Here is a 24665-nt window from a genome sequence, read left to right as displayed (position 1 = left end):
GCTCACGCCTGATGTACCACAATCTCGAACCCCTCGGCCGCCGCCGGCGGCACGAAATAGCGTGTGAACAGCTCGAACTCGGCTTCGCTGGCGGCATAGGCGTGCTCGCCGGCCGCATAGCGCTGGCGCAGGCGCGCCTTGCAGATCTCGTCATCGAGGTCGAGCCAGTGCAGCGTATGGGCGGCGGCCGCGTCATCGATGATGCTCCGCATCCAGGCACGTGAGGACACGGTATTGGCCGGGAAATCGAGCACCACGCTGAGACCCGCGCGCAGCAGCGCCACAACATGCGGGCCGATCAGCGCGCGCAACCGGGCCGAACAACGGACATAGTCGGCCGGAGTGGATATTTCGCCGGGAAAGAGGCCCGAAAGCCAGTCATCCTCGGACAAGAGAACCGTGTCGGCCCCCGTCGCCAGCTGATGACAGAGCGTGGATTTACCCGCCGCGATCTTGCCGCAGACGAGATGAAGGGTGGATGAGGTTGGCATGAGGGCCCCATAATGCGGTGGACGCCGTCGCTGAGCTACAGGCCCGGCATCCCGTCAGATCGAATACGAATAACCCGGTCCGCCAAGCGGCACCGGGACCGTAATTCGCTGCGCCGCGCGAGCGGGCTGTGCATGGGATGCGGACGCCGTCATGCCTGGCGATTTACCGCAGGCCGGCGTGACAGGCAAGGCGGGCACCGGCACGCATCGTGGCCCGCCCCCCCACTCCCGCCTTGACACCCCCACCCCCGGTGACGGCAATCTGGCGGCAAGCCAACCCCGAGCTGCGTCATGCCGAAAATTGACCATCCCGCCAGCCTGCCCCTCACCGCGCCTGCACCGCTATTGCCTGACATCCTCGCGCTGCACGGGCGTTGGCGGGCCGCCAGTCCGGCGCTGGTGTTCGAGGGCGAGACGGTGTTGTGGTCGGCGCTGATCCAGGCGGTCAACCGGGTCGCCAACGGACTGATCGCGCTCGGCCTCGGGCGCGGCGATGTCGTCGTGGTGGCGATGGAGAATGAGCGCGAGACGGTGGAGGTGCTGCTCGGCATCGCCTGTTCGGGCTGTATCTCGGCACCGCTCAACCTGACCATTTCCGACGATGCGATGGCGGCGATGATCCAGGATGCCGGCGCCCGGGCGGTGATCGCCACGCCGGCCCAGGCGGAACGGATCGACAGGATGGACCTGCCGGCCGGCCTGCACTGTGTGCGCGTCGGCGATGAGGGCGAGATCGATGGCTGGCTCGATTACGGCAATTGGCTCGCCATCCAGGCTGCCCTGACCCCGGCCGTGGCGATCGCGCCGGATGACGGTTTCAACATCATCTACTCCTCCGGCACGACCGGGCGGCCCAAGGGTATTCTCCACACCCATGCCACCCGCCTCGCCTGGGCCCGCGATCTCGCCTTGGCGCTGCGTTATCATTCCGGTGCGCGCACCCTGTGCACCCTCGGCCTCTATTCCAATATCGCCTGCGTGATGCTGCTCTGCACTTTTCTGGTCGGCGGCACGCTGCATCTCACCCGGCGTTTCGATACCGGCCCCGCTCTGGCCCTGATCGCGCGGCAGGGCATTACCCATACAGCGATGGTGCCGGTGCAGTATCAGCGCCTGCTCGACCATCCCGCCATCGCCCGCACCGATACGGGCTCGATGCAGGCGATGATGTCCTGCGGCTCATCCCTGCCCGAGCGCCTGAAGGCAGGCTTGTTCGAGCAATTCGCGTGCGGTGTGATCGAGCTCTACGGCCTGACTGAGGGTGTCATCACGACGCTGGACCCGGAGGATGCGCCCGGTCGTCTCGCCTCGGTCGGCAAGCCCCTGCCCGGCACGGATCTGAAGATCATCGATGAGGACGGCGTCGAATGCCCGGCCGGCACGGCCGGCGAGATCGTCAGCCGCGGCGCCATCGTGATGCCCGGCTATTGGCGTAATCCCGACGCGACGGGCGAGGCCAGCTGGACCGATCCGTCCGGCCGGACCTGGCTGCGCACCGGCGATATCGGCAAGCTCGATGCCGAGCGCTTCCTCTATATCGTCGACCGCAAGAAGGACATGATCGTCTCCGGCGGCCAGAATATCTATCCGGCCGATATCGAACAGGTGCTGATCAGCCATGAGGCCGTCGCGGCAGCAGCCGTGATCGGCCTGCCCGATGCGGTCTGGGGCGAGACACCCGTCGGTGTCGTCGAGGCCAGGCCCGGCGCCGCCCTTGTGATCGGCGAGCTGCTCGACTGGGTCAATCAGCGTGTCGGCAAGCGCCAGCGTCTGTCGGCCCTGCACATCGTCGCCGAACTGCCACGCAATCCGAACGGCAAGGTGCTGAAGCGGGAATTGCGGGCGAAATTCGATCCGCCGGGCTAGACCGCCGCCTTCTGCCGCCCGAACCACAGGATCGCCAGCGCCGGCATCCAGGGCACAACGCGCTCGAACGGGTCGCCCGGCAGGCGGGCCAGGTCGGACAGGGTTCGCATCACCCCGTCGAGCCCGGCCGGATCGACAGCGCCCATGGCGTTGAAGAAAACCGTCAGCGCAAAGCCGCTCGCCATCGCGGCGATCACGGCCCATCCCTTCGGCTCGATGCGCATCACCCGCATGATGATGATCGGGCCAAAGGCCGCACCCAGCGCCGCCCAGGCGAACAGGACGCGGGCGAAAATCGTGCTCGGCAGCGCCAGTGTCATCCAGATCGCGACCAGGGCGATGGCGAGCATGACAATGCGCGACACCGTCAGTTCGCTGCCGGGAAAACGCCGCGACAGGCCCATGTCATGGGCGATGGCGGCGGCGGCGACGAGCAGGATGGAATCCACCGTCGACATGACCGCCGACAGCACGGCGGCGAGCACGATACCGGCCAGGATTGGCGGCAGGAGGTCGCCGGCGAGCAGGTAGAACAGGTTTTCGCCATTCTCCGCCCCGCCAACCAGGGCACGGCCGGCCAGCGCTAGCACGGTCATGCCGGTGAACATGATCACGGCCCAGACAATGGCGATGGCGAAGCCGCGATAGCGCGCCGCCTCGTCCTTGATCGCCATCAGGCGTGACATCAATTGCGGCTGTCCCAGCGCGCCGATGCCGACACCCCAGACGCCCAGCACGAAGCCGGCCAGCATGAAGCCGGCGCGGCCGCCCGTGATCTGCAGATATTCCGGCGGCGCCTCGGCCGCGAGGGTGGCGAAGACCTGGGCCGGCCCGCCGGCGGCCATCAGGGCGGCGACCGGCAGGGTCAGCGCGACCAGCACCATCATGAAGCCCTGAAGCATGTCGGTGACGCTCACCGCCCAGAACCCGCCGAGCAGGGAATAGATCAGGATCACCGCAGCACCGATCATCACCGCTTCGGTCTGGTTAAGGGGGAATTGGGTCTCGAAGGCCGCCGCGGCGGCGCCGAACTGGGCCGCGATATAGAAGACGAAGCAAAAGACGATGAAGAGCGAGGCCAGACCGGTGATCATCACCCGCGTCCGGCCGCTCGCTTTCGCGGCGAGGAAATCGGTCAGGGTGACATGGCCGCGCTCGGCGGTTTCCTCGCGCAGGCGCTGGCCGAACCACAGCCAGACCGCGACATAGCCGCCCCAGATCCCCGGCACCATCCACAGCGCCGACAGGCCGGTGGCATAGACAAAGCCGGTAAAGCCCAGCAGCACCCAGGCCGACGACGTCGAGGCGGCGTAGGAGAGGCCGGCGACCCAGGCGCCCAGCCCCTGGCTGGCGACGAAGAAGTCGGATTCATTCCTGTTGCGCTTGCTGGCCCAGATGCCGACACCGACCAGAACCAGATTATAGATCACCAGCGTGACCAGGACGATGACTGTTTGCTGGTTCATAAGGCTCTCCCCCGCCCGCCGTCGCGACAAACGCAGCACCGCGCTTCTCTCAACCGATGCCACAGGTTTATGCTGGTTTTTGCGGCGGCACCAATGCTTCGCTGCGTCTGATCGCTTCCGGAACGAGAAACCCAGCGCCGATGACCGAACCGCTCGACGACACGCTTCTGCTGCAACGCCGCGGCGCCATTGCCGAACTCGTGCTCAACCGGCCGCACAAGCGCAATGCCTTCACACAAGCGATGTGGGCCGCCCTGCCCGCACTGCTGGACGGCATCGCCAAGGATTGCCGTGTCCTGGTCGTGCGCGGCGCCGGCGATGCCTTCGCCTCGGGCGCCGACATCTCGGAATTCGCCGAGGTCTACGCCACGCCGGAACGCGGCGCGGCCTATTCGCGCCAGATCGCGGCCGCGCTCGATGCCCTGGCCGCCTTCCCCCACCCGACCATCGCGATGATCCGCGGCGCCTGCGTCGGCGGCGGCTGCGGCCTGGCGCTGGCCTGCGACCTGCGCTTTGCCGACGAAAGCGCCCGCTTCGCCATCACCCCGGCCAAGATGGGCCTGATCTATCCCTTCAACGATACCAAGCGCCTGGTCGATACGGTCGGCGCGCCGATGGCCAGGGACATGCTGTTCTCGGCCCGCACGCTCGACGCCGCCGAAGCGCTGGCCTGCGGCCTCGCCAACCGGGTCACGGCGCCGGCCGGGCTGGAGCGGATGGTGAGCGATTATGTGGATCATCTGCTGGACATGTCGCCCTATTCGGCCGAATTCACCAAACAGATGATCGCGCGCGTCCTGGCCGGCCAGGACCAGGACGATGACAGCACGAAAGCCCTGTTTGCCGGCGCTTTCACGCATGCAGATTTCAACGAAGGCTATCGCGCCTTTCTCGACAAGCGGAAACCGGATTTCAGCCACAGCAATCCGGAAACTGACACGGGGACGACCAATCAATGACCAAGCTCAAAGCCAAGGATGCACCGGATCTCGGGCCCTTCGACTGGGAGGACGCCTTCCGCCTCGACGACCAGCTGACCGAGGAAGAACGCCTGGTCCGCGATGCCGCCCGCGCCTATGCGCAGGACAAGCTGCAGCCGCGCGTGATCGAGGCCTTCCGCGAGGAAAGGACCGATCCGGACATCTTCCGCGAAATGGGTGAGCTTGGCCTTCTCGGCTCGACCATTCCGGAAGCCTATGGCGGCGCCGAGCTGGGCTATGTCGCCTACGGCCTGGTCGCCCGCGAGGTCGAGCGCGTCGATTCGGGCTATCGCTCGATGATGTCGGTGCAGTCGTCCTTGGTGATGTATCCGATCCATGCCTATGGCTCGGAAGACCAGCGGATGAAATATCTGCCCAAGCTGGCCAGCGGTGAATATATCGGCTGTTTCGGCCTGACCGAGCCGGATGCCGGCTCCGATCCCGGCGGCATGAAAACCCGCGCCACCAAGACCGCCGATGGCTATTGCCTCAACGGCTCGAAAATGTGGATCTCCAATTCACCGATCGCCGATGTCTTCGTCGTCTGGGCCAAATCCGACGCCCATGACGGCAAGATTCGCGGCTTCGTTCTGGAGAAGGGCATGAAGGGCCTCTCCGCCCCCAAGATCGGCGGCAAGCTCTCGCTGCGGGCCTCGATCACCGGCGAGATCGTGATGGATAATGTCGAGGTCTCCGAAGACGCGCTGCTGCCGAATGTCTCCGGCCTGAAAGGCCCGTTCGGCTGTCTCAATCGCGCCCGCTACGGTATCTCCTGGGGCGCGCTCGGTGCGGCGGAATTCTGCTGGCATGCGGCGCGGCAATACGGGCTCGACCGCAAACAGTTCGGCCGCCCCCTCGCCCAGACCCAGCTCTACCAGAAGAAGCTCGCCGACATGCAGACCGAGATCGCGCTCGGCCTGCAGGCCAGCCTGCGTGTCGGCCGGCTGATGGACGAGGCCAAGGCGGCGCCGGAAATGATCTCGATCGTCAAACGCAATAATTGCGGCAAGGCGCTCGATATCGCCCGCCAGGCGCGCGACATGCACGGCGGCAACGGCATTTCCGAGGAATTCCAGGTCATGCGCCACATGGTCAATCTGGAAACCGTCAACACCTATGAAGGCGCCCACGACGTCCACGCCCTGATCCTGGGCCGTGCCCAGACCGGTCTGCAGGCGTTTTTCTAGGCCCACAGCAAGGCTGCACCGCACGCGCCCGAACCACAGGTGTGTTCAGTGCAGCCTTTTGCCGCAACTGGCGCTTGAAGCCGCCGCCCGGGCATTCTAAACCCGCAGGTGGAGAGGTGGCCGAGTGGTCGAAGGCGCTCCCCTGCTAAGGGAGTGTACGCCAAAAGCGTACCGAGGGTTCGAATCCCTTCCTCTCCGCCACTAACCCCCGACACCAGACCCCGGCACCGGTCCCGGACCTGCGGCACGAGGCGTCTGCCCTGATGGCCCGCGCGCCAGCCGGGCGTGGTCGCGCTGTTTATGCCGGGTCTGTCTTTGAGTGGCCATTGATCACCGCTTCATATGACGTTGATGATGCCCCGGGGTGTCCTTGCGTCGCCCTGAATTTGCTCGAAAAGCGCAAAATGTGGCTTGAAAACAATCATATATGGATTTCCCGTCTGCTTCTGACGCTGTTTTCATGATCTCCGCACCTCCCGCATCGCCTCTGGCGTCAGCAGTATAACGCGCCCGGCAAGGGCGTGGACAGGCCGGGACGGGAGGCGCCGGGATTTCGACAGCGCCAACTCGGTGCGCCCGGACGAGCCGACCAATACCGTCAATCAATACGATACCGTCTCGCTGACCGGATCGGCGGGCACATCGAGCTGGTCGCTCAGCTATGACGGCAGCGACAATCTCTCCGGCGACGGCACCCGCTTCTTCAATCACGACACCCGCAACCGGCTGACCGGCATTGCCGAGCCGGGCCAGACCACGACCTATCAATATGACGTGATCGGCCGGCGCATCGGCAAGAGCCTCAATAGCGGTGCCAGCTGGACCGGCTATGTGCATGCCGGCGGGATGGAGATCAGCGAGGTCAATGCGACCGGGCAAGTCCTGGTGCGCTATGTGCCAGGCCCCGGCATCGATCAGCGCGAGACGATGCCTGCCCTCGGGCGGGCCGGGCAGGCCCGGCCCGGGGGATCGTCACCGACCCGGCCACGGGCGCGGCGCTGACCCGCCGGTACTATCACGCCAACCGGCTCGGCCCTCCTTTTTGATTTGTCCGTCCTCGCCCGCTGCGCGAGCTGCGGGCGTGACGGGGCATCGCCCTGACCAACCAGCAATCGGGCGCCCTCACCGACCAGTATGTCTACACCCCCGGAGCCTGCCCCGGACCCGTTCCGGGGGCGTCGAAGCCCCGCTCGACACCTCCGGCAATCCCTTCCGCTATACCGGCCGCCGCTATGACGCCGAGAGCGGGCTGTATTATTACCGGGCGCGGTATTACTGGCCCCAGATAGGGCGGTTTCTGGAGACCGATCCGATTGGGTATGCGGATCAGATGAATCTGTATGCCTATGTCGGCAATAATCCGCTGAACATGACAGACCCAAGCGGAATGTGCGGCCAATTCCGTAGAGTTTCTGGCTGCAGGGTGACTGGTAAAACGCGGGGAGCCGATAACCCGAATATTCGGAATATTGACCCGGCTGCCGCTGGCGTCATCAACGCCCACGCCATCATGGGCGATGGATCTCCGCGAGAAGCAGATTTCCGGCAAGTAAATTTGGCGGATTTGGGCGGTTCCCTCCAGACGCTCGCTGCTGATCCTAGCTCTGCACTAGGCGGCGCAATCGACGCGGCCCGGCAGACTGGTGCGCCTGTTGATGTCAACATGACAGAAGTAAATGCTGGGGGCGGATTTGATGGCAACACTGGCACTTACCAAAAAGGCGGCATCGGTCGATTCAGCGTGACCGTGACAGGTCAGGTTTCCATCGATAGCGATGGCAATTGGAACCTGGATGCGAGCGTGACCGGGGAGCTTGATCGTCAAGATTATCCTGCAGACCCCAATCGAACTGGTCTAGCTTCCGAACTCACGGCCTGGGCTGCTGATCAACAGCAGCAACATGGCGGTCAGGACTACGACATCACCTTCTTCGGGTCTCAAGAAATCAATGTGAAAGAAGAACAATGAGAAAAGCGGTTGCGACGATCGGGTTGCTCGTTCTGCTGATCGGCACGGCAGTCTTTGGTGTCGATTATTTTCTGAAATCTGATTGGTTCTTGGGGCCGGCTGAAGAGCAAACGCGATGCGTGAGCATGAGCGACGACGCGGCTGTGCTCCGTGCAAAAGAGGCGCTGATCGCTAAACCGCTCGGCGACGCGGTCAGGGGAGATACTGAGAGCATCGACCAGCTGAGTGTCGAGTCGTTGGAGCGCCCGGCTACAGGGGAAATCAGAATCCATCTTCGACGTGAAGATGGGATAGCGGTGTGGGCTATTATTTACCCCGATTGTGCTGTGGGGTGGTCTCGCCGCGAAGGGCCGTCGGAAGAAATGTAGATCGGGGTAATAACCAGGGACACACGACATTTTCGTCGTACCGTAAAACATTTGGGACGGACACAATTGATCGCCTGGAATGCACCCCGCCGTTGAGACAAGGATAATGGGGAAGGTCGCTGGAGGGACAACCCGGGTCCCACGGCAGCGGCGTGACCGGAACGCCCCCGATTTGGCGAAGCGCACGAGCGGTTCTGACTGTCACACAAGATGCACTAAAATGCGCGCCGCCGAAGTCGGCGGTAAGTATCTGAATATACGATAAATATCTCGAACTAGTGGCCCCTCCACTTGGCGCAATGCTTGCCGCACAATTGCCGCACGAAAAATGCGGGGCCGCTGTAACATCCAGAACTTATTGGATAAACACACGTGCCGCAGCGTGCGGCATGGGCGCCGCACTTGTGCCGCACCGGTGCCGCAGCGTGTGGCACTGCCGCACTCTTGCCGCACCTCTGCCGCAGCGGTGCGGCAGGGCGATTTACCGTCTGCAGGACCGCCCAATCCGCCCCGTCCGGACCGAAACCCCGCCCCGCAATCCAGCTGTGCCTCGATCTTCAAATAGAGCTGAGAACGGCTTCGCCAACACGCTGGCGATGACGCCGGCGCGGCAAGACGGGGTGACGGCCGCTGAGAGGAAGCGGCGGTTATGAGGCCCGGGAGAAACGCACGCTGTCGTGCTTGAGGATCAGGCTCTCGATGAGGGCCTTGGCGATCTTCTTTTCTTCGGGGGTAAAGCGGGTGACGGCCTCGAAATAAATGGTGACAGGCACCCATTTCCGCAAGCCAAGCATCCATAAGATCGCTTGAATCTCCAATCCTGCCCCGGCCCGCGCCGGGCACATCCCTCCCTGAAATCCTTGCCAAGCAGGGCGCCAGGCTGGACTTGTCTCGTCAAGGGCGCGTAGCGCCGCTGCGCGGTTGAAACCCTTGACGAGGCAAGTCCAGTCTGGCCGGATCCCGGCATGGTTTTCAGAGCGGGGCCTGGCCCTGCGATGGCCTGATCCGCGGCCTTGTCTATGTCCAATCGGCCGCCGATGCTCCTGGCTGGCTGTGGTCGGCGGCTGGTGCCAGCGAGAGCTGGGATTTCGACAGCGCGGCCTCGGTGCGCACTGACGAGCCGACCAATACCGTCAATCAATACGATACCGTCTCGCTGACCGGATCGGCGGGCGCATCGAGCTGGTCGCTCAGCTATGACGGCAGCGACAATTTCTCCGGCGACGGCACGCGCTTTTTCAATCACGACACCCGCAACCGGCTGACCGGCATTGCCGAGCCGGGCCAGACCACCACCTACCAATATGACGTCATTGGCCGGCGCATCGGCAAGAGCCTCAATAGCGGCGCCAGCTGGACCGGCTATGTGCATGCCGGCGGGATGGAGATCAGCGAGGTCAATGCGGCCGGTCAAGTCCTGGTGCGCTATGTGCCGGGCCCCGGCATCGATCAGCGCGAGACGATGATCGTCACCGACCCGGCCACCGGCGCGGCACTGATGCGCCGCTATTATCATGCCAACCGGCTCGGTTCAGTGATCGCGCTGTCCAACCAGCAATCGGGCGCCCTCACCGACCAGTATGTCTACACCCCCTATGGCGTCGAAGCCCAGCTCGACACCTCCGGCAATCCCTTCCGCTATACCGGCCGCCGCTATGACGCCGAGAGCGGGCTGTATTATTACCGGGCGCGCTATTACTGGCCCCAGATCGGGCGGTTTCTGGAGACCGATCCGATTGGCTATGCGGATCAGATGAATCTGTATGCCTATGTCGGGAATAATCCGCTGAATGCGACGGATCCAAGTGGGATGAGGGGGGATTGCGGAGAAAGATGCCAAGGAGATTTCGATGCCCCGACGCACGCGGGAACCCCTGACCGTGGGTTCGGCAGGGGGGACCAGCCGCAAACTAATCAGGGTATGCAGCGGCACTTTAATCTTGGTACCGGCGATCCCTATTGGGCGGCCCCCGAAGTTTACGGCATGGATGATGCGATTGATATTGGCGACCAGATCGCGACAAGCATGCAAAACGGTAGATATGCAGCAGCCTTGGCTGCTAGCCAGCAAAGTGGTCGACCGGTTGGCGTTAGACACAACACCGACTTCAATGCAGAAACCGGAGTTGATGGAATTCTGGCGCTAGGGCGCACGTCACGTTCGACCGTTGGTCGTTTTGATGGATACGTTGATGCTCAGCTCCAGGCTGCGGCAGACGGGAGTTGGATTGTGACGGGTAGGATAACGTTCTCGGATCGGGAGTTTAGCTGGGCACCTGATGGGGCGTCTGCGTTCGAAGATGCACTGATCATAAGCGCAGGCTCCTTTAACATCCCGAATCCTCGCCTAGGCGAGCCCGGTTCGCAGGGTGAGCCGGGTCTCATACCTAGAAGGGACGGGACACCGATGCCACTTGAGTTCACCAGAACATATTCCTTCACAGTAACCAGTAGAAGGTAGGAGCATGCCATGCGAACGCTAATAACTGTGATGATGTCGATGGGACTGGTAGGCTGCGGTGCTCAACCTGAATGTGGTTCGGTGAGGTCTATTGTGGCGGCGCAACACCTACTTGAGCTTTGCGGGCAAGGTGGATGCGGGTCTGCCCCAAGGTATGCTTCTTCCAATATCAGAATTGACGTGACAAATTCCACGGTAATCCAATGTGCCGCTGCCGCGCAGTACCAAGAGACAATAGAAAGGGATGAATTCACATCATTTTTATTTCGATGTCATCTAGACAATGTAATTGGAGAATTTGCCGTTAAATACTACAATGATTTTGAGTTTTACAGTCAATGTACTCAAATTCAATACGCCTTTTCGGATGAGATGAGCGCTGGCCGAGTGGGTGAATTAACTGGAGTTTTGACACACTAAGTACGCGGCAGGTGTTGTCAGATTAAAACGCCTTGAGTGCGGGAACGTGGTTCCCTAGTCTCACCCGATGCGTAATCCGTTCAAATATTTCAAGACTTCGCCGGAGATCATCCGCCTGGCGGTGATGATGTACATCCGCTATCCGCTCTCGCTGCGAAACGTCGAGGACCTGCTCCACGAGCGCGGGATAGATATCACCCACGAAACGGTGCGCTTCTGGTGGAACCGGTTCGGACCGAGGTTCGCAGCGCAGGTCAGAAAGCGGCGGGTTGCCAGTCGAAAATTCTCGAACTGGACTTGGCACCTCGACGAGGTTTTCGTGAGCCGAAGGCCGGCATAGCCAACATAAACGGTGAGCTTCACTATCTCTGGCGCGCCGTCGATCACGAGGGCGAGGTGCTTGAGGTCTATGTCACCAGACGCCGGGATCGCAAGGCAGCGTTGAGGTTCTTGCGCCGAACGATGAAGCGATACGGCAATCCGCAAGTCGTGGTGACGGATCGGCTACGCTCCTACCGAGCCGCGATGAACGTGATCGGCAATGCCGGCCACCAGGAGACGGGCCGCTGGCTCAACAACCGGGCCGAAAACTCCCACCTCCCCTTCCGGCGAAAGGAACGCGCGATGGGCAAGTTTCGCAGCTTCGAGACCCTACAGAAATTCGTTTCCGCTCAATCATCCGTCCACAACCACTTCAGCCACGAACGTCACCTGAACCGCAGAGAAACATTCAAGCAAAACCGATCCGCCGCTCTGGCCGAATGGCGCCAACTTGCCGCCTGAGTTAAGGTCGGTGGTCGATTTCGCAGACCGGTTCGCGTTGGTCTGGCAACACCCCGGTTCGCGTTGGTCTGGCAACGCCCTGGGACGAGCTCGGAAGCCGGTCAGTCTAGCGTTACACCGGATCCGGTATGGCATCAGGCCCGTCATCCGGATCGAGGTCCGGAGGCAGCATCAGGCGGTCCATCAGCTCGCCGCGATTGGCGGCGAGGTCGGCGACCGTCACTCCATCCAACACTTCCAGAAAGGCAGCGAGTGCGCGGTGCCAGGTGCGCGACAAATTGCAGATGCCGATCAGGGGGCAGGTATTGCTCTCGGCGTTGAAGCATTCGGCCAGCTCCAGAGGCGCTTCCGTGATCCGGACAATCTCTCCCACCGTGATCTCGTGCGCCGGCTTGGCCAGCCGGATGCCGCCACTGCGCCCGCGCAGGGTTTTCAGATATCCGGCCCGGCCCAGCATGTTGGCCACCTTGATCATGTGATGGACCGAGGCCCGGTGGATCTGGGCAATATCCGCGACCCGGCTGACCTCGCCGTCGCGCAGCGCGGCGTATTGCAGCATTCGAAGCGCGTAATTGGTGAAATGGGTCAATCTCATGGGCGACCTCCTGTTTCCGGCATGCCGGCCGGGGCCGTGCGTTCCCGGCCCACCAGCGGCTGCAACTCGATCTGCTGATAGGACAGGCCGGGCCATCGGGACCGGTCCGGTGAATGGGTGACCACCACCAGCGCCGATCCAGTCTTGCCAGCCCATTCGGCCAGTCGGCCCGCCAGTCCGCCGGCCATTGCTGCATCGAGACCGGCGAAGGGTTCGTCGAGCAGAACAAGGCGCGGTTGCCGCAACAGGGCGCGGGCCAGGCTGAGGCGGCGCAATTCACCGCCGGAAAAATTGGCCCCACCTTCCTCGACAGCTTGGTCGAGCCCGGCCCCGTCGGCCTCCAGCCGCACATCAAAGCCGGCGATCTGACAGGCCGACATCAATTCCGCATCGCTGGCGTCTGGCTTGGCGAGGCGCAGGGTCTCGCGCAGATCACCTGGCAGGACATCGGGGATTTGCGGCGCGATCCCGATCGACTGGCGGATCGCGGCGGCCCGGCAGGCCTGTGCTTTGATGCCACCGAAAAGCAGTATCCCGCTGATCGGCTCGCGCAAGCGGGCGAGGGTTTCCAGGAGCGTCGTCTTGCCGGTACCGGACGGGCCGGTGACTTCAAGGACCGCGCCAGACTGCAATTCCAGGGAGACGGGCTCGGTGATGGGGTGGCCTGGTTCGAAACCGACCGTCAGTCCGTCAAGCCGAAGCGGCAGGATGTCGGTGACCGGCTGCGCTGCGGCCGGATCAACGTCCTTGATGACGGCAGAGGCTTCCAGTCGCGTCTGAACGCGTGACAGGGCAATCCGGGTCGCCGGCAGGTTGGCCAGGCCGGCGAGGAACAGCGCCAGGCCTTGATGCGCTGCCAGCACGGCAAGCGCCATGCCGGCGAGGATGGCGATACCCGCTCCGTCCGCCAGGCCGGCCAGAACGGCAATCAGGGCGGTGAGCCCGCCCAGAGCACTGGTGGTCGCGGCAATGACATGCCCGCGGCGGCGCGCGGCCAGCCCGGCGGTTTCGGCCTCAACGGCCAGTTCGCCCCATCGCGCGCCATGATCGGTGAACCGGCCCAGCGCTTCCAGCTCGATCCGGTTCTCGACCAGCTCCGCAGCATCCCGGCGCAGTCGATCCGCGATCGCGGCCTGCTGCGCATCGGCGCGGCGTTGCTGGCGCAGTCCCGGCCCCGTGCCGAGCGCCAGCGCAGCGCCCAGCCCCAGTGCGACCGTGAGCAGGGCGAGGATGCCGGCAAAGGCGGCGAAGCCGAGCGCGGCCAGCGATCCGGCCAGGGCTGCGATACCGGGCAGCGCGATGCGCAGCAGGCCGGCTTCGACGTGGCGGACATCGTCCAGCACCACCGATAATTCGTCAGAGCTGCCACGACGCAGGCCGGCGGTGGCCCGGGCGGTGGCGAGGAAGAGGGCGCGCCGCAGGTCTGACGAGATTCGCAAGGTCGCATCATGGCCGACCAGCTGTTCGCCATAGCGGGCGACGATGCGGCCCATCGCGGTGCCGCGCACCGTCGCGCTGGGATAGAGATGATTGAAGAGCAGCCCGGCTCCGGCACTGCCGGCAATCGCGCTGGCGGTCAGAAACCAGCCAGAGACACCGAGCAGCACAACGGCGAGGATACCGCCCGCCGCGCTCAGGGCAATGGCAACAAGAATGCGCCCGGCCTGGGGGCGACCGAGATGGGTCCAAAGGCGGATCATGAGGCGGCCTCCGCATTGGCGGTATCGGTCTCGAGCGCGATGATCCGGTCGGCCATTTGCCGCACGGCCGCGCTGTGGCTGGCGACAAGGATGGTCCGATCGGGCGCGATGCGGCGCAGGGTGGCGAGCAAGGCCTGCTCGCGGGCTTCATCGAGATGCGCGCTCGGTTCATCCAGCAGGAGAAGACGGGCCTCGCCGGCCAGGGCGCGGGCAATCGCCAGTCTTTGCAGCTCGCCGCCGGACAGCCCCGCACCACCGGCGCCGATTTCGACATCGAGCATGCTGTCCTTCGGACCGAGAAAGCTGTCGCACCCGGCCGCGATGAGCGCATTGCACATGGCCTCGTCATCGGCGGCTGTCCCGGCCAGACGCAGATTGTCCCGAACGCTCCCTTCCACCGCCCAGGGACGTTGGCCGATATAGGCGGCTGAGGCCGCCAGCGAGTGGCCTGTCTCCAGCGGTGCGCCATCGACACGGATCTGCCCGGTCAAGGTCTCGGCGAGGCCCAGCAGGGAGAGGAGGAGCGTGGTCTTGCCGCTGCCCGAGGGACCCCAGAGGACGGTTATCTCACCCGCTCGAGCGGTCGCCGTCACCGGGTCGAGGACGCGGTGGCCTCCCCGGCCGAGGGCGACGGCCTGCCAGTCGATCGTCGGGGCATGGTCAAGCGGGGGAAGGCGGACGGGCGGGGTTGATGGCCCGGCATTGGTCAGACCCGCCAGCGATTCAGCGGCGGCGGCGGCGTCGCTGCGGGCATGGTGGAGGCTGGAAAGCTGGCGGATGGGTGCGAAGAATTCCGGCGCGAGGATGAGCGCCATCAGGCCTTCTCGCAGGGTGAGTATCTCGCCGGTCGGGAAGGGGAAGACGCCGAGCAGTTTGAAGCCGACATAAACCGCCACCAGGGCAATCGAGACCGAGCTGAAGAACTCCAGCACGGCGGTCGACAGGAAGGCGACGCGCAGGATCGCCATGGTCTTGCGGGCCAGCTCCCCGGTCGCCGCGTGGATCGTATCGGCCTCGCGCGTGACCGCATTGAAGGCCCGGATCGTCCCCGTGATGCGGGTCCGGGTTTCAAACACGCCGGCGAGCGCGTCGAGGGAGGCTTGCTGGGCACGGGCCAGGGCCGCGGTCTCCGAAGCCGTCAGCCAGATGAAGACCGGCAGCATGAGGGTTGAGACGAGGATCAACACGCCGGCCAGCCAGCTCTGGGTGAAAACCGCGATCAGCACGAGCACGGGCGTGATGATGGCAGCCATGCGTCCGGGCAGCCATTGCGCGGTGTGTCCCGCCAGCAGGGCGGTCCGGTCGACCAGTTGGGCAATCCGTTCCCCGGTCGGGGCGCCGTCGAGCACGGTCGGGCCGCCCTCGCCAATGACGCGCATGATGTCCTGCCGTGCGGAGCGCACCAGTCGTTCCCCGGCGCGCTCAGCCGTGACCTGGCCCAGATAGCCGAAGCCGGCACGCAAACCGACAAACAGCGCCGCCAGAGCCAGGGAAAGGGTCGGGTCACGCCCATCGGCCAGGGCAGCGACGGCGCCGGCAAAGGCCGCGGCGAAGCCAATGGCGCAAAGGGTCTGCAAACCGTTGGCAAGCATGGATAGCCGGGTATAGGGTGCGGCTCTCCGGGACCAGCGGGCCAGCTCCGCGCGCCCGTCCAGCCGGGTATCCCCGGTGGCGGCAGACCGGACTTTGGCATGCGACGTTTCGCCCATTGCGGCTCTTTCCATAAGTCGTATGTAGAGTGCAAGTTAAAGCGCTGAGCCCGGAGTGCAAGCCATGGAACAGCTTCTTGTTGCCGACCTGTCGCGATGGCAATTCGCGCTCACGGCGATGTATCATTTCCTGTTCGTCCCCCTGACCCTGGGTCTTTCGATGATCCTCGTGATCATGGAGGGGGCCTATGTCCTGACCGGCAAACAGGTGTGGAAGGACATCACCAAATTCTGGATGACCCTGTTCGGGATCAACTTTGTGCTCGGTGTCGCCACCGGGATCACGATGGAGTTCCAGTTCGGCACCAACTGGTCCTATTACTCGCATTATGTCGGCGATATTTTCGGCGCACCGCTGGCGATCGAGGGCCTGATGGCCTTCTTCCTCGAAGCGACCTTTGTCGGCCTGATGTTCTTTGGCTGGGACAAGCTGTCGCGTCCAATCCATTGGATGGTGACCGGCCTGGTGGCGCTCGGCTCCAACCTCTCCGCGCTGTGGATCCTGATCGCCAATGGCTGGATGCAGAACCCGGTCGGTTCGGAATTCAACCCCGACACGATGCGGATGGAAGTCGTCAACTTCATGGAAGTCCTGTTCAATCCGGTCGCCCAGGCGAAATTCGTCCACACGGTCTCGGCCGGCTATGTGACGGCCTCGGTCTTCGTGCTGGGCGTTTCCGCCTTCTATCTCCTGAAGGGACGTCACCGTGGGCTCGCCAAGCGCTCGGTCGCTGTCGCCTCGGCCTTCGGTCTCGCCTCGGCGCTGTCGGTCGTCGTGCTTGGCGATGAGAGTGGCTATACGCTGACCGACAACCAGCGCATGAAACTCGCGGCCCTCGAGGCCATGTGGCACACCGAAGAGGCGCCGGCGCCGCTGACCTTGGTCGGCATTCCCGATCAGGAGGGACGTGAAACCCGTTACGAGATCCAGGTGCCGTGGGTGCTCGGCCTGATCGCGACGCGCAGTCTGGACGGTGAGGTCGAGGGTATTTTGCCGCTGGTGGCGATCGCCGAGGACCGGATCGAGAATGGCATTCTCGCCTATGACGCCGTGCAACGCCTTGCGATCGATCATGAGGACGTGGCAGCGCGCGAACAGTTCGAGCTCCACAAGCGTGATCTGGGCTATGGCATGCTCTTGCTGCGCCATCTCGATGATCCGCGCCAGGCGACGCCGGAGCAGATCGAACAGGCCGCCTGGGACACTGTGCCCAATGTGGCGATGTCCTTCTGGTCCTTCCGGCTGATGGCCGGTCTCGGCTTCTTCTTCATCGCCGTATTTGGTGCCTCCTTCTACTTCTCCAGCATGAAGCGGCAATTGCCGCGCTGGTTCCTGCGACTGGCGGTGGCGATCATTCCGCTGCCCTGGCTCGCTGCCGAGCTGGGCTGGGTGCTGGCAGAAACCGGGCGTCAGCCCTGGGTGATTGACGGCGTGCTGCCGACCTTCATGGGCGTGTCCAGCCTTTCGGCCAGCCAGGTCATCCTGACCATGATCGGCTTCACCGCCCTTTATGGCGTCCTGGCGGTCATCGAGGTGATGCTGATGGTGCGGGCCATCCGGCAGGGGCCGGTCGCTTCCGCTCCGACAGCGCAGACGGTGCCCGGCTCTGCAGCCCACGCGCCAAACGCCGCCATCCCGGCGCCGCTCTACGATCAATAGGAGTTGATGATGGAATTGCCACTCGATTACACCACACTCCGCCTCATCTGGTGGGTATTGCTGGGCGTCCTCCTGATCGGCTTTGCCGTGACGGACGGATATGATCTCGGGGTTGCGACCCTGCTGCCCTTCGTCGCCAAGACCGATGCCGAACGTCGTCTCGTTATCAATACGATCGGCCCGATGTGGGAGGGTCACCAGGTCTGGCTGGTCCTTGGCGGTGGCGCGATCTTTGCCGCCTGGCCATTCGTCTATGCCATCAGTTTTTCCGGCTTCTATCTCGCCATGTTCGTGGTGTTGGCCTCGCTGATCCTGCGACCGGTCGGTTTCAAATACCGGTCCAAGCGTCCCGGAGCTGCCTGGCGGCGCAATTGGGACTGGGCCCTGTTTGTCGGCGGTTTCGTCCCGGCCCTGATCTTCGGTGTCGCGGTCGGCAATGTCCTGCGCGGCGTGCCCTTTGACCTCGATCCCATGCTGCGAGCGACCTATGAGGGCGGCCTGATCGGCCTGCTCAATCCCTTCGGCCTGCTGGCCGGCCTGATCTCGGTAGCCATGCTGGTCATGCACGGCGCGTCCTGGCTGGTGGTCAAGGCCGAGAAGGGTGTGGTGCGCGACCGCGCGGCGCGCTTCGGCTCGATCGCCGCCATCGTGACCGTGATCCTGTTTGTCGTGGCGGGCATCTGGGTTGCCACACTACTGCCGGGCTATGCCATTACATCCGACGTGGTCACCGACGGACCGTCCAATCCTCTGCGCAAGACCGTGGAGGTCGGGGCCGGTGCCTGGCTCGGCAATTACGGCCGCCATCCGTGGATGGTGATCGCGCCGTTGATGGCGGCGGCCGGTGCCGCCGTGGCGGCCTTCGGTCTGGCCAAAAAGCGCAATGCGATGAGCCTGGTCAGTTCGGGTGTCTCGGTAGCTGGCGTGGTCGCAACGGCGGGAGTCTCGATGTTCCCCTTCATCCTGCCCAGCTCGCTCAATCCCGATGCCAGCCTGACAGTCTGGGACAGCTCGTCGAGCGCCGGCACCTTGTTCTTCATGTTGATCATGACGGCGATCTTCGTGCCGCTCATCCTGTTTTACACCGCCTGGGTGTTCAAGGTCCTGTGGGGCCGCGTGACCACCGATGAAGCCCAGTCACCGGGCTCCTATTGAGCCGGAAAGGAAATAAGTGATGTGGTATTTCACCTGGATACTCGGCCTCTCGGCGGCGCTCGGTTTCGGCATCCTGAACGCGCTGTGGCTGGAATTCACGTCCGACGCGGTTAATTGCGACGAGATCGAATGCGCCGAATAGGGGTTGTCGGTGCAGTATCACGCCGGGCGGTGATCGTCCGGACTCGACAGAAATGACGAGGAAACAATTGTTTCGCGTTCGAACCCCGCCGCATTTTTTCGCCGGCGCCGGAGCATGCCCGCATCTACGCCCTATTCGCTGGCAGGCACTCGCGTGAGCAGGCGGGTGAGGAATTCGGTATCGGACCAGCGCGCCTCGCGCGTTGCCGGGTCGGCGGTGACGCCGCGGGTCATTCGCACGACCAGCATGTCCAGTTCCGGCATCAGATAGAGGCGCTGGCGGCCCGCGCCGGCGGCGACACGCAGCGCCGGCAAGCCTTCTCCGTACTCGATCGTATCGAGCAGGAAATGCCTCGGCGCGCGTCGCAACAGGTAGGCCCGCTCATGATCGGGCAACCACCAGGACAGGCCATAGACCGGATTGGCCTGCCCCGGCTCAAAACTCGCGGCCAGGGCGTCGCGGTCGACCAGGCTGATACCGCCGGCGACACCCCCGCGCAGGACCAGCTCACCGAAGCGGGCCCAGTTACGCGGCGTTATCTCGACCGCCTCCGACATCACCGGCATGCCGTCAATCGCGCCCCAGCTGCCCAGCTCGATCCCGGCCGGGGCGAGAACGCGTCGCGTCAGATAATGCGCCGGCGTCGCATCGAGCCCGGCCGCTTCCAGCTTGCGGCGCATGAACTCGCCAAAGGCCTGGAAATGACGCGCACTGTAGATAAAGGCCGCGCCCGGCTCGTGGCGGGCGCGTGTGCGAATGGCGGCGCGATAACCGGGGATACGCACATCATCATTGCGCGACGCCAGGCCGCTGGTCTGGGCCAGCAATTGCCGCACCGTGATCTGCGAGCGTCGCGGGTCGTCCTGCCATTCGGTGATGGTGTCGGCGACCGTCTCGTCCAGGGTGATGAGCCCGTCCTGCACGGCTGCCGCGGCGATGACGGCAGTGAAGCTCTTGACCGCACTGGCCAATTCCCAGCTTTGATCGGGATCAATGCCGTCGGCATAGTCCTCGCACACGATCGAGCCGTGCAGCACCACCAGCACCGCAATCCCGCGCGTGCCGCGGCTGTATTGCGCCGCAGCCTCGCAATCGAGCGCCCATTGCCCACGACCGGGATCGCCTCCCCCGTCGGCCCGCGCGGCGGGTAGCTGAAGCACCAGGCCGAGCAGGCCGATCAGCAGGACATGATTCATATTCCGGCATCCCCGATGCATCTGAATCCGGCCAGACAATCATCGCCGCCGCCGCCCGCAAAGCCCCGGCTGCCGCCGATCACACACTTGTGACGCCGCCGCACCCGCGCGCCTGGCAGGGCCGCGATGCGCCACAACCGGTGCAGGCACTGATCCGGTCGGCGCGGGCGGACGTAGGCTGTGCAAAGCGCCCGGCCCGGTGCGCCGTCAAGACGCGTTGCCAGCGCCGGGGCAAGGTTTTAGGTGTTGGGCACAATATTTCGCGTCATGGAGTCCTGGATGCGCCGCTATGCCTTCTTGATCGTCGCCCTGCTCGTTTTTGCGGGCATGGCCGGCATCGTCACGGTGCGAATCCTGTCCGGTTCAGACCAGGACCAGGGCCGGATGCAGCGCCCTGCCGTGCCGGTGGCGGCCTATGAGACCGCGCGCTTTGAATTCGCCGACATCGTCGAGGCCCTGGGCACGGCACGTTCGCGCGAGAGTGTCATTGTCTCCGCGCGGGTTTCCGACACGATTTCGCAGATCAATTTCGACTCGGGCCAAGAGGTCGAGGCGGGCGATATCCTGATCGAGCTCACCGATACCGAGGAAGCCGCCGGGCTCAGCGAGGCACGCACCACCCTGCGCGAGGCCAGCCGCGATCTGACACGGGTCAATGACCTGATCGCGCGCGGTGTCGTACCGCAGCAGCGCCAGGACGAGGCCCGCGCCGCGGTTGAACGCGCCCAGGCGCGTGTCGCCTCGATCGAGGCCCAGCTCGCCGACCGCATCGTGCGCGCGCCCTTCTCCGGCGTTGTCGGCCTGCGCGAAGTCAGCCCCGGCGAGTTGATCCGCCCGGGTGACCCGATCACCACGCTGGACGATATCAGCGCCATCCGGCTCGATTTCACCGTGCCCGAACGCTTTCTCGCCACCATCCGGCCCGGCATGGTGATCGAGGCGACCACCAATGCCTATCCCGACCAGGTTTTCCTCGGCACCATTGCCCAGGTCGACAGCCGGGTCGATCCGATCTCCCGCGCCGTGATCGTGCGCGCGGAAATCGACAATCCCGAGGGCCGCCTCCTGCCCGGCCAGCTGATGGTGGTCGAGGTGCGCCGCGATGTCCGCAGCCGCCCGGCCGTGCCCGGCTCGGCCGTGACGCGCTATCTCGAGGAGAGCTTCGTCTATGTGCTTGAGACGCAGGATGGCACCACGACGGCGCACCGGCGCGACGTCGAGCTGGGCCTGCGCACCGGCAATCTGGTCGAGATCACCGCCGGGCTCGAAGCGGGCGAGCTGATCATCGCCGAGGGCGTGCACCGGGTACGTGACGGCATGGCGGTGGAGATCACCGAACGCCGCACCTACGGGCCCGGCAGCGGCCTGCCCGACGATACGACAATGGTGACCCAGCCATGACGCTCTCCGATATTGCGGTTCGCCGCCCCGTCCTCGCCTTCGTCGCCAGCGCCCTGATCGTGGTGTTCGGCATTCTCGGCCTGCGCGGCCTGCCCTTGCGCGAATTGCCCGATGTCGACCAGCCGGTCGTTTCGGTCTCCGCCAGCTATCCCGGCGCCAATGCCGAAGTGGTGGAGAACCGCGTCACCCAGGTGATCGAGGACCAGCTGTCCGGCATTGACGGCGTCGAGACCATCACCTCCTCCTCGCGCGACAGCAATGCGCGCATCTCCATCACCTTTGCCCTCGACCGCAATATCGAGGCGGCCGCCAATGATGTCCGCGATGCCGTGTCGCGCATCACCGACCAGCTGCCGCCGGATGTCGAGGAGATCGAGGTGCGCAAGCAGGACAGCGATGCCCGCCCCTTCATGTGGTACAGCCTGATGTCGGACCGGATGACGTCGGAGGAATTGTCCGACTATGCCGACCGGGTCATGGTCGACCGCTTCTCCGTCATTGATGGCGTCGCCCAGGTGCGCATCGGTGGCCAGCGGCGCTATGCCATGCGCGTCTGGCTCAACCCGCAGGCGATGGCCGCACGCGGCATCACCGTCACCGATATCGACAGCGCCCTGCGGGCGCAGAATGTCGAAGTCCCCGGCGGCTCGGTCGAGACCAATGACACCGAGATCGTGGTCCGGGTCGAACGCTTGTTTGGCGATCCGGAGAGTTTTGCCCGCCTGCCGATCCGGGCCGAGGCCAGCGGCCATGTCGTCCGGCTCGGCGAAATCGCCGATGTCGTGCTCGAGGCCGAGGAACCGCGCACCCTGTTCCGCGGCAATGGCCAGAACATGATCGGGCTCGGCTTCGTGCGCCAGAGCCAGGCCAATTCGGTCGAGGTCGCCCGCAATGTCACCGAACAGGCCGAGCGGGTCGCGCCGGACCTTCCCGAAGGCATGCAGCTGATCAAGGCGTCCGACGACACCGTCTTCATCGAGGAGTCGATCCGCGAAGTCTGGCGCACCCTCGCCGTCGCCGCGACCCTGGTGGTGCTGGTGATCTATCTCTTCCTGGGCAGTTTTCGCGCCGCCATCATCCCGGCCGCCGTGGTGCCGGTCTGCCTGATCGGCGTTTTCTCGGTGCTGGCCTTCGCCGGCTTCTCGCTCAACATCCTCACCCTGCTGGCACTGGTGCTGTCGATCGGCCTGGTGGTCGATGATTCCATCGTCGTGCTCGAGAACATCCAGCGCCGCATCGATCTCGGTGAGGGCCCGGCCCTGGCCGCCCTGCGCGGCGGGCGCCAGGTCTTCTTCGCGGTCATCGCCACCACCGCCGTGCTGGTCGCGGTCTTCGTGCCACTGGTCTTCCTGCCCGGCTTCATCGGCCGCATCTTCACCGAACTGGCCCTGACCATCGCGACCGCCGTTGTGCTCTCATCCTTCGTCGCCCTGACCCTGTCGCCGATGATGGCCTCGAAACTGCTGCGCCCGGCGCGCGAGGCCCGCGGCCTCGCCAAATGGGTCAATGACATCGTGGGCGCCCTGCGCTCCAGCTATCGCAACAGCCTCGAGCTGGCGATCCGGGCGCCGCTCTTCGTGCTGCCCGTGCTGGCCGTCGCGCTGGCTGGCTCCGGTGTCCTGCTCAATCGCCTGCCCTCCGAACTGACACCGCCGGAAGATCGCGGCTCCTTCTTCGGACGCTTCACCGGCCCGGAAGGCGCAAGCTTCGACTATATGGCCGAACAGGCCGACGCCGTCGAAGACGTGGTGCTGGACTATCTCGACAGCGGCGAATTGCGCCGTGCCCTCGTCATCTCACCGGGCTGGGGCGGCTCGGGCTATAATTCCGGCATTGTCATCGGCACGATGGTCGATTGGGACCAGCGCCGTCCCGGTGGCGAGATCCTCGATGAGATCAATGGCCGTCTCGGCCAGCTGACCGGCGTGCAGGCCTTTGCCTCGATGCGCTCCTCGCTCGGTGGCGGCGGAAGCGGCGATGACATCCAGTTCGTGCTGCAGGGCTCGGAATACGAGGTCCTCGACGCGGAAGCGGAACGCCTGCTGGCGGCGATCGCCGCCGAGAACCCCAATCTGGTCCGGGCCCGCAAGGATTATCAGCCCAACAGTCCGCGCCTGGTCGTCGATATCGACCGCGAACGCGCCGCCGCGCTCGATGTCTCCATCGCGGCCATCGGCCAGACGCTGCAGACCCATCTCGGCTCGCGCCGGGTCGGCCAGTTCATCGACCGCGGCGAAGCCTATAACGTGATCATGGAAAACCGGCGCGCGGACCGGTCCAGCGCCGCCGACCTTGAATCGCTCTACGTCTCCGGCCGCGGCGGCCAGTTGATCCCGCTCTCCAACCTCGTCTCTGTACGCGAGCTGGGCGAGGCCTCCTCTCGCAACCGCGTCGACCGCCAGCGCTCGATCACCATTTCCGCCACCCTCGCCGACGGCTATACGCTGGGCGATGCCGTCACTTGGCTGGATACCTGGTCGGCGCGCGAACTCGCGCCCGGCCTTTCGACCAGCTATCTCGGCGGCGCGCGGGATTTCCTCAATGCCAACACCGCCATGCTGTTTGCCTTCGGCATGGCGCTGCTGATCGTATTCCTGGTGCTGGCGGCGCAGTTCGAGAGCCTGATCCAGCCGATGGTGATCATGCTGACCGTGCCGCTCGCTGTCGCCGGTGGGCTGTTCGGGCTGGAACTGGTCGGCTCGAGCCTGAATATCTACTCGCAGATCGGTCTGGTGATCCTGATCGGGCTGGCGGCCAAGAACGGCATCCTGATCGTCGAATTCGCCAATCAGCTGCGCGAGGAGGGCCGCGACCTGCTCGAAGCCACCCTGGAATCCTCGACGACGCGCTTCCGCCCGATCCTGATGACCGGCATCTCGACCGCGATCGGGGCCTTCCCGCTGGTGATCGCCGCAGGACCCGGCGCGGAAAGCCGCATCACCATCGGTGTGGTGATCTTCACCGGCGTCTCGGTTGCCACCCTCTTCACCCTGTTCGTCGTCCCGATCGCCTACGCCACGCTGGGCCGTTTCACCAAGACACCGAACTGGATGTCGAAACAGCTCGAGGCCCAGGCCAGGGAAGCCGGCGTGGATGTCGCGACGGTGGCGGAATAG

19 protein-coding genes, 1 tRNA gene and 1 pseudogene are annotated in these 24665 nt (G+C 64.5%); 14 read left to right on the top strand and 7 right to left on the bottom strand.

Annotated elements, in window-relative coordinates:
• Positions 1 to 2: 2 nt before the first annotated feature.
• On the bottom strand, positions 3 to 491 hold the full coding sequence (locus ACN0YL_RS07265) for an AAA family ATPase (RefSeq protein WP_417497528.1): 489 nt from the start codon (positions 489 to 491) through the stop codon (positions 3 to 5).
• Between the two features lie 291 nt (positions 492 to 782).
• On the opposite strand from ACN0YL_RS07265, the gene ACN0YL_RS07260 reads away from it, so the two are divergent.
• A complete protein-coding gene (locus ACN0YL_RS07260; protein WP_417497527.1) occupies positions 783 to 2357 on the top strand; it encodes a class I adenylate-forming enzyme family protein in 1575 nt (524 codons plus the stop codon).
• Here the strand turns inward: ACN0YL_RS07260 and ACN0YL_RS07255 are convergent.
• Positions 2354 to 3823: a sodium/proline symporter gene (locus ACN0YL_RS07255; protein WP_417497526.1), complete on the bottom strand. Its 1470-nt coding sequence runs from the start codon at positions 3821 to 3823 to the stop codon at positions 2354 to 2356. The genes ACN0YL_RS07260 and ACN0YL_RS07255 overlap by 4 nt on opposite strands.
• Before the next feature lie 140 nt (positions 3824 to 3963).
• Between ACN0YL_RS07255 and ACN0YL_RS07250 the strand changes: the two genes are divergently transcribed.
• From ACN0YL_RS07250 to ACN0YL_RS07225, 6 genes are all read left to right on the top strand, one after another.
• Positions 3964 to 4782: an enoyl-CoA hydratase/isomerase family protein gene (locus ACN0YL_RS07250; RefSeq protein WP_417497525.1), complete on the top strand. Its 819-nt coding sequence runs from the start codon at positions 3964 to 3966 to the stop codon at positions 4780 to 4782.
• On the top strand, positions 4779 to 5990 hold the full coding sequence (locus tag ACN0YL_RS07245) for an acyl-CoA dehydrogenase (protein WP_417497524.1): 1212 nt from the start codon (positions 4779 to 4781) through the stop codon (positions 5988 to 5990). The genes ACN0YL_RS07250 and ACN0YL_RS07245 overlap by 4 nt, the downstream gene beginning before the upstream one ends.
• Before the next feature lie 110 nt (positions 5991 to 6100).
• Positions 6101 to 6191: transfer RNA gene (locus ACN0YL_RS07240), tRNA-Ser, on the top strand.
• Between the two features lie 369 nt (positions 6192 to 6560).
• Positions 6561 to 6992: a hypothetical protein gene (locus ACN0YL_RS07235; RefSeq protein ID WP_417497523.1), complete on the top strand. Its 432-nt coding sequence runs from the start codon at positions 6561 to 6563 to the stop codon at positions 6990 to 6992.
• Positions 6883 to 7959 carry an RHS repeat-associated core domain-containing protein gene (locus ACN0YL_RS07230; protein WP_417497522.1) on the top strand — a complete coding sequence of 359 codons (1077 nt, stop codon included), beginning with the start codon at positions 6883 to 6885 and terminating at the stop codon, positions 7957 to 7959. Before ACN0YL_RS07235 ends, ACN0YL_RS07230 begins: the two co-directional genes overlap by 110 nt.
• Positions 7956 to 8327 carry a hypothetical protein gene (locus ACN0YL_RS07225; protein ID WP_417497521.1) on the top strand — a complete coding sequence of 124 codons (372 nt, stop codon included), beginning with the start codon at positions 7956 to 7958 and terminating at the stop codon, positions 8325 to 8327. The genes ACN0YL_RS07230 and ACN0YL_RS07225 overlap by 4 nt, the downstream gene beginning before the upstream one ends.
• Before the next feature lie 647 nt (positions 8328 to 8974).
• Here the strand turns inward: ACN0YL_RS07225 and ACN0YL_RS07220 are convergent.
• Positions 8975 to 9100 carry a hypothetical protein gene (locus ACN0YL_RS07220; RefSeq protein ID WP_417497520.1) on the bottom strand — a complete coding sequence of 42 codons (126 nt, stop codon included), beginning with the start codon at positions 9098 to 9100 and terminating at the stop codon, positions 8975 to 8977.
• Between the two features lie 332 nt (positions 9101 to 9432).
• Here ACN0YL_RS07220 and ACN0YL_RS07215 point away from each other — a divergent pair, with 332 nt between their 5' ends.
• Complete coding sequence (locus ACN0YL_RS07215; RefSeq protein ID WP_417497519.1) at positions 9433 to 10788, top strand: RHS repeat-associated core domain-containing protein; 1356 nt, start codon at positions 9433 to 9435, stop codon at positions 10786 to 10788.
• A gap of 487 nt (positions 10789 to 11275) precedes the next feature.
• A pseudogene (locus ACN0YL_RS07210) lies at positions 11276 to 11991 on the top strand (IS6 family transposase).
• Between the two features lie 112 nt (positions 11992 to 12103).
• On the opposite strand, the gene ACN0YL_RS07205 reads toward ACN0YL_RS07210, so the two are convergent.
• Genes ACN0YL_RS07205 through cydD form a run of 3 tightly spaced genes read right to left on the bottom strand, consistent with a single transcriptional unit; the run spans position 12104 to position 15995 of the window.
• Entirely contained in the window at positions 12104 to 12586 is a 483-nt protein-coding gene (locus ACN0YL_RS07205; protein ID WP_417497518.1) for an Rrf2 family transcriptional regulator, read from the bottom strand.
• Positions 12583 to 14286: an amino acid ABC transporter ATP-binding/permease protein gene (locus tag ACN0YL_RS07200; protein WP_417497517.1), complete on the bottom strand. Its 1704-nt coding sequence runs from the start codon at positions 14284 to 14286 to the stop codon at positions 12583 to 12585. Before ACN0YL_RS07200 ends, ACN0YL_RS07205 begins: the two co-directional genes overlap by 4 nt.
• Entirely contained in the window at positions 14283 to 15995 is a 1713-nt protein-coding gene (gene cydD, locus ACN0YL_RS07195) for a thiol reductant ABC exporter subunit CydD (protein ID WP_417497516.1), read from the bottom strand. The genes ACN0YL_RS07200 and cydD overlap by 4 nt, the downstream gene beginning before the upstream one ends.
• 64 nt (positions 15996 to 16059) lie before the next feature.
• Between cydD and ACN0YL_RS07190 the strand changes: the two genes are divergently transcribed.
• From ACN0YL_RS07190 to cydX, 3 genes are read left to right on the top strand one after another with little or no spacing between them, the layout of a single operon-like run.
• Positions 16060 to 17655: a cytochrome ubiquinol oxidase subunit I gene (locus tag ACN0YL_RS07190; RefSeq protein WP_417497515.1), complete on the top strand. Its 1596-nt coding sequence runs from the start codon at positions 16060 to 16062 to the stop codon at positions 17653 to 17655.
• 9 nt (positions 17656 to 17664) lie between these two features.
• Positions 17665 to 18810: a cytochrome d ubiquinol oxidase subunit II gene (gene cydB / locus ACN0YL_RS07185; protein WP_417497514.1), complete on the top strand. Its 1146-nt coding sequence runs from the start codon at positions 17665 to 17667 to the stop codon at positions 18808 to 18810.
• 19 nt (positions 18811 to 18829) lie between these two features.
• Entirely contained in the window at positions 18830 to 18952 is a 123-nt protein-coding gene (gene cydX, locus ACN0YL_RS07180) for a cytochrome bd-I oxidase subunit CydX (protein WP_417497513.1), read from the top strand.
• Positions 18953 to 19083: 131 nt separating this feature from the next.
• Here cydX and ACN0YL_RS07175 read toward each other — a convergent pair whose 3' ends face one another.
• Complete coding sequence (locus tag ACN0YL_RS07175) at positions 19084 to 20148, bottom strand: serine hydrolase domain-containing protein (RefSeq protein ID WP_417497512.1); 1065 nt, start codon at positions 20146 to 20148, stop codon at positions 19084 to 19086.
• Between the two features lie 279 nt (positions 20149 to 20427).
• Here ACN0YL_RS07175 and ACN0YL_RS07170 point away from each other — a divergent pair, with 279 nt between their 5' ends.
• The gene (locus ACN0YL_RS07170) at positions 20428 to 21549 is read left to right on the top strand and encodes an efflux RND transporter periplasmic adaptor subunit (protein ID WP_417492712.1); all 1122 of its coding nucleotides are present in this window, start codon (positions 20428 to 20430) and stop codon (positions 21547 to 21549) included.
• Positions 21546 to 24665 carry an efflux RND transporter permease subunit gene (locus ACN0YL_RS07165; protein ID WP_417497511.1) on the top strand — a complete coding sequence of 1040 codons (3120 nt, stop codon included), beginning with the start codon at positions 21546 to 21548 and terminating at the stop codon, positions 24663 to 24665. The genes ACN0YL_RS07170 and ACN0YL_RS07165 overlap by 4 nt, the downstream gene beginning before the upstream one ends.

The sequence above is a fragment of the Maricaulis sp. genome, from assembly GCF_048269565.1.
Taxonomy (GTDB): Bacteria; Pseudomonadota; Alphaproteobacteria; order Caulobacterales; family Maricaulaceae; genus Maricaulis.
The sequence above is the reverse complement of the archived record's forward strand: the minus strand, read 5'-3'. Positions and strand labels throughout refer to the sequence as shown.

Bases quoted from the DNA above. Each gene is read 5' to 3' on its own strand.
- ACN0YL_RS07245 (WP_417497524.1), top strand. From the start codon at position 4,779: ATGACCAAGCTCAAAGCCAAGGATGCACCGGATCTCGGGCCCTTCGAC.
- ACN0YL_RS07225 (WP_417497521.1), top strand. From the start codon at position 7,956: ATGAGAAAAGCGGTTGCGACGATCGGGTTGCTCGTTCTGCTGATCGGC.
- ACN0YL_RS07255 (WP_417497526.1), bottom strand. From the start codon at position 3,823: ATGAACCAGCAAACAGTCATCGTCCTGGTCACGCTGGTGATCTATAAT.
- ACN0YL_RS07230 (WP_417497522.1), top strand. From the start codon at position 6,883: ATGTGCCAGGCCCCGGCATCGATCAGCGCGAGACGATGCCTGCCCTCG.
- cydB (WP_417497514.1), top strand. From the start codon at position 17,665: ATGGAATTGCCACTCGATTACACCACACTCCGCCTCATCTGGTGGGTA.
- cydX (WP_417497513.1), top strand. From the start codon at position 18,830: ATGTGGTATTTCACCTGGATACTCGGCCTCTCGGCGGCGCTCGGTTTC.
- ACN0YL_RS07265 (WP_417497528.1), bottom strand. From the start codon at position 491: ATGCCAACCTCATCCACCCTTCATCTCGTCTGCGGCAAGATCGCGGCG.
- ACN0YL_RS07205 (WP_417497518.1), bottom strand. From the start codon at position 12,586: ATGAGATTGACCCATTTCACCAATTACGCGCTTCGAATGCTGCAATAC.
- ACN0YL_RS07200 (WP_417497517.1), bottom strand. From the start codon at position 14,286: ATGATCCGCCTTTGGACCCATCTCGGTCGCCCCCAGGCCGGGCGCATT.
- ACN0YL_RS07250 (WP_417497525.1), top strand. From the start codon at position 3,964: ATGACCGAACCGCTCGACGACACGCTTCTGCTGCAACGCCGCGGCGCC.
- ACN0YL_RS07165 (WP_417497511.1), top strand. From the start codon at position 21,546: ATGACGCTCTCCGATATTGCGGTTCGCCGCCCCGTCCTCGCCTTCGTC.
- cydD (WP_417497516.1), bottom strand. From the start codon at position 15,995: ATGGGCGAAACGTCGCATGCCAAAGTCCGGTCTGCCGCCACCGGGGAT.
- ACN0YL_RS07170 (WP_417492712.1), top strand. From the start codon at position 20,428: ATGCGCCGCTATGCCTTCTTGATCGTCGCCCTGCTCGTTTTTGCGGGC.
- ACN0YL_RS07175 (WP_417497512.1), bottom strand. From the start codon at position 20,148: ATGAATCATGTCCTGCTGATCGGCCTGCTCGGCCTGGTGCTTCAGCTA.
- ACN0YL_RS07260 (WP_417497527.1), top strand. From the start codon at position 783: ATGCCGAAAATTGACCATCCCGCCAGCCTGCCCCTCACCGCGCCTGCA.
- ACN0YL_RS07190 (WP_417497515.1), top strand. From the start codon at position 16,060: ATGGAACAGCTTCTTGTTGCCGACCTGTCGCGATGGCAATTCGCGCTC.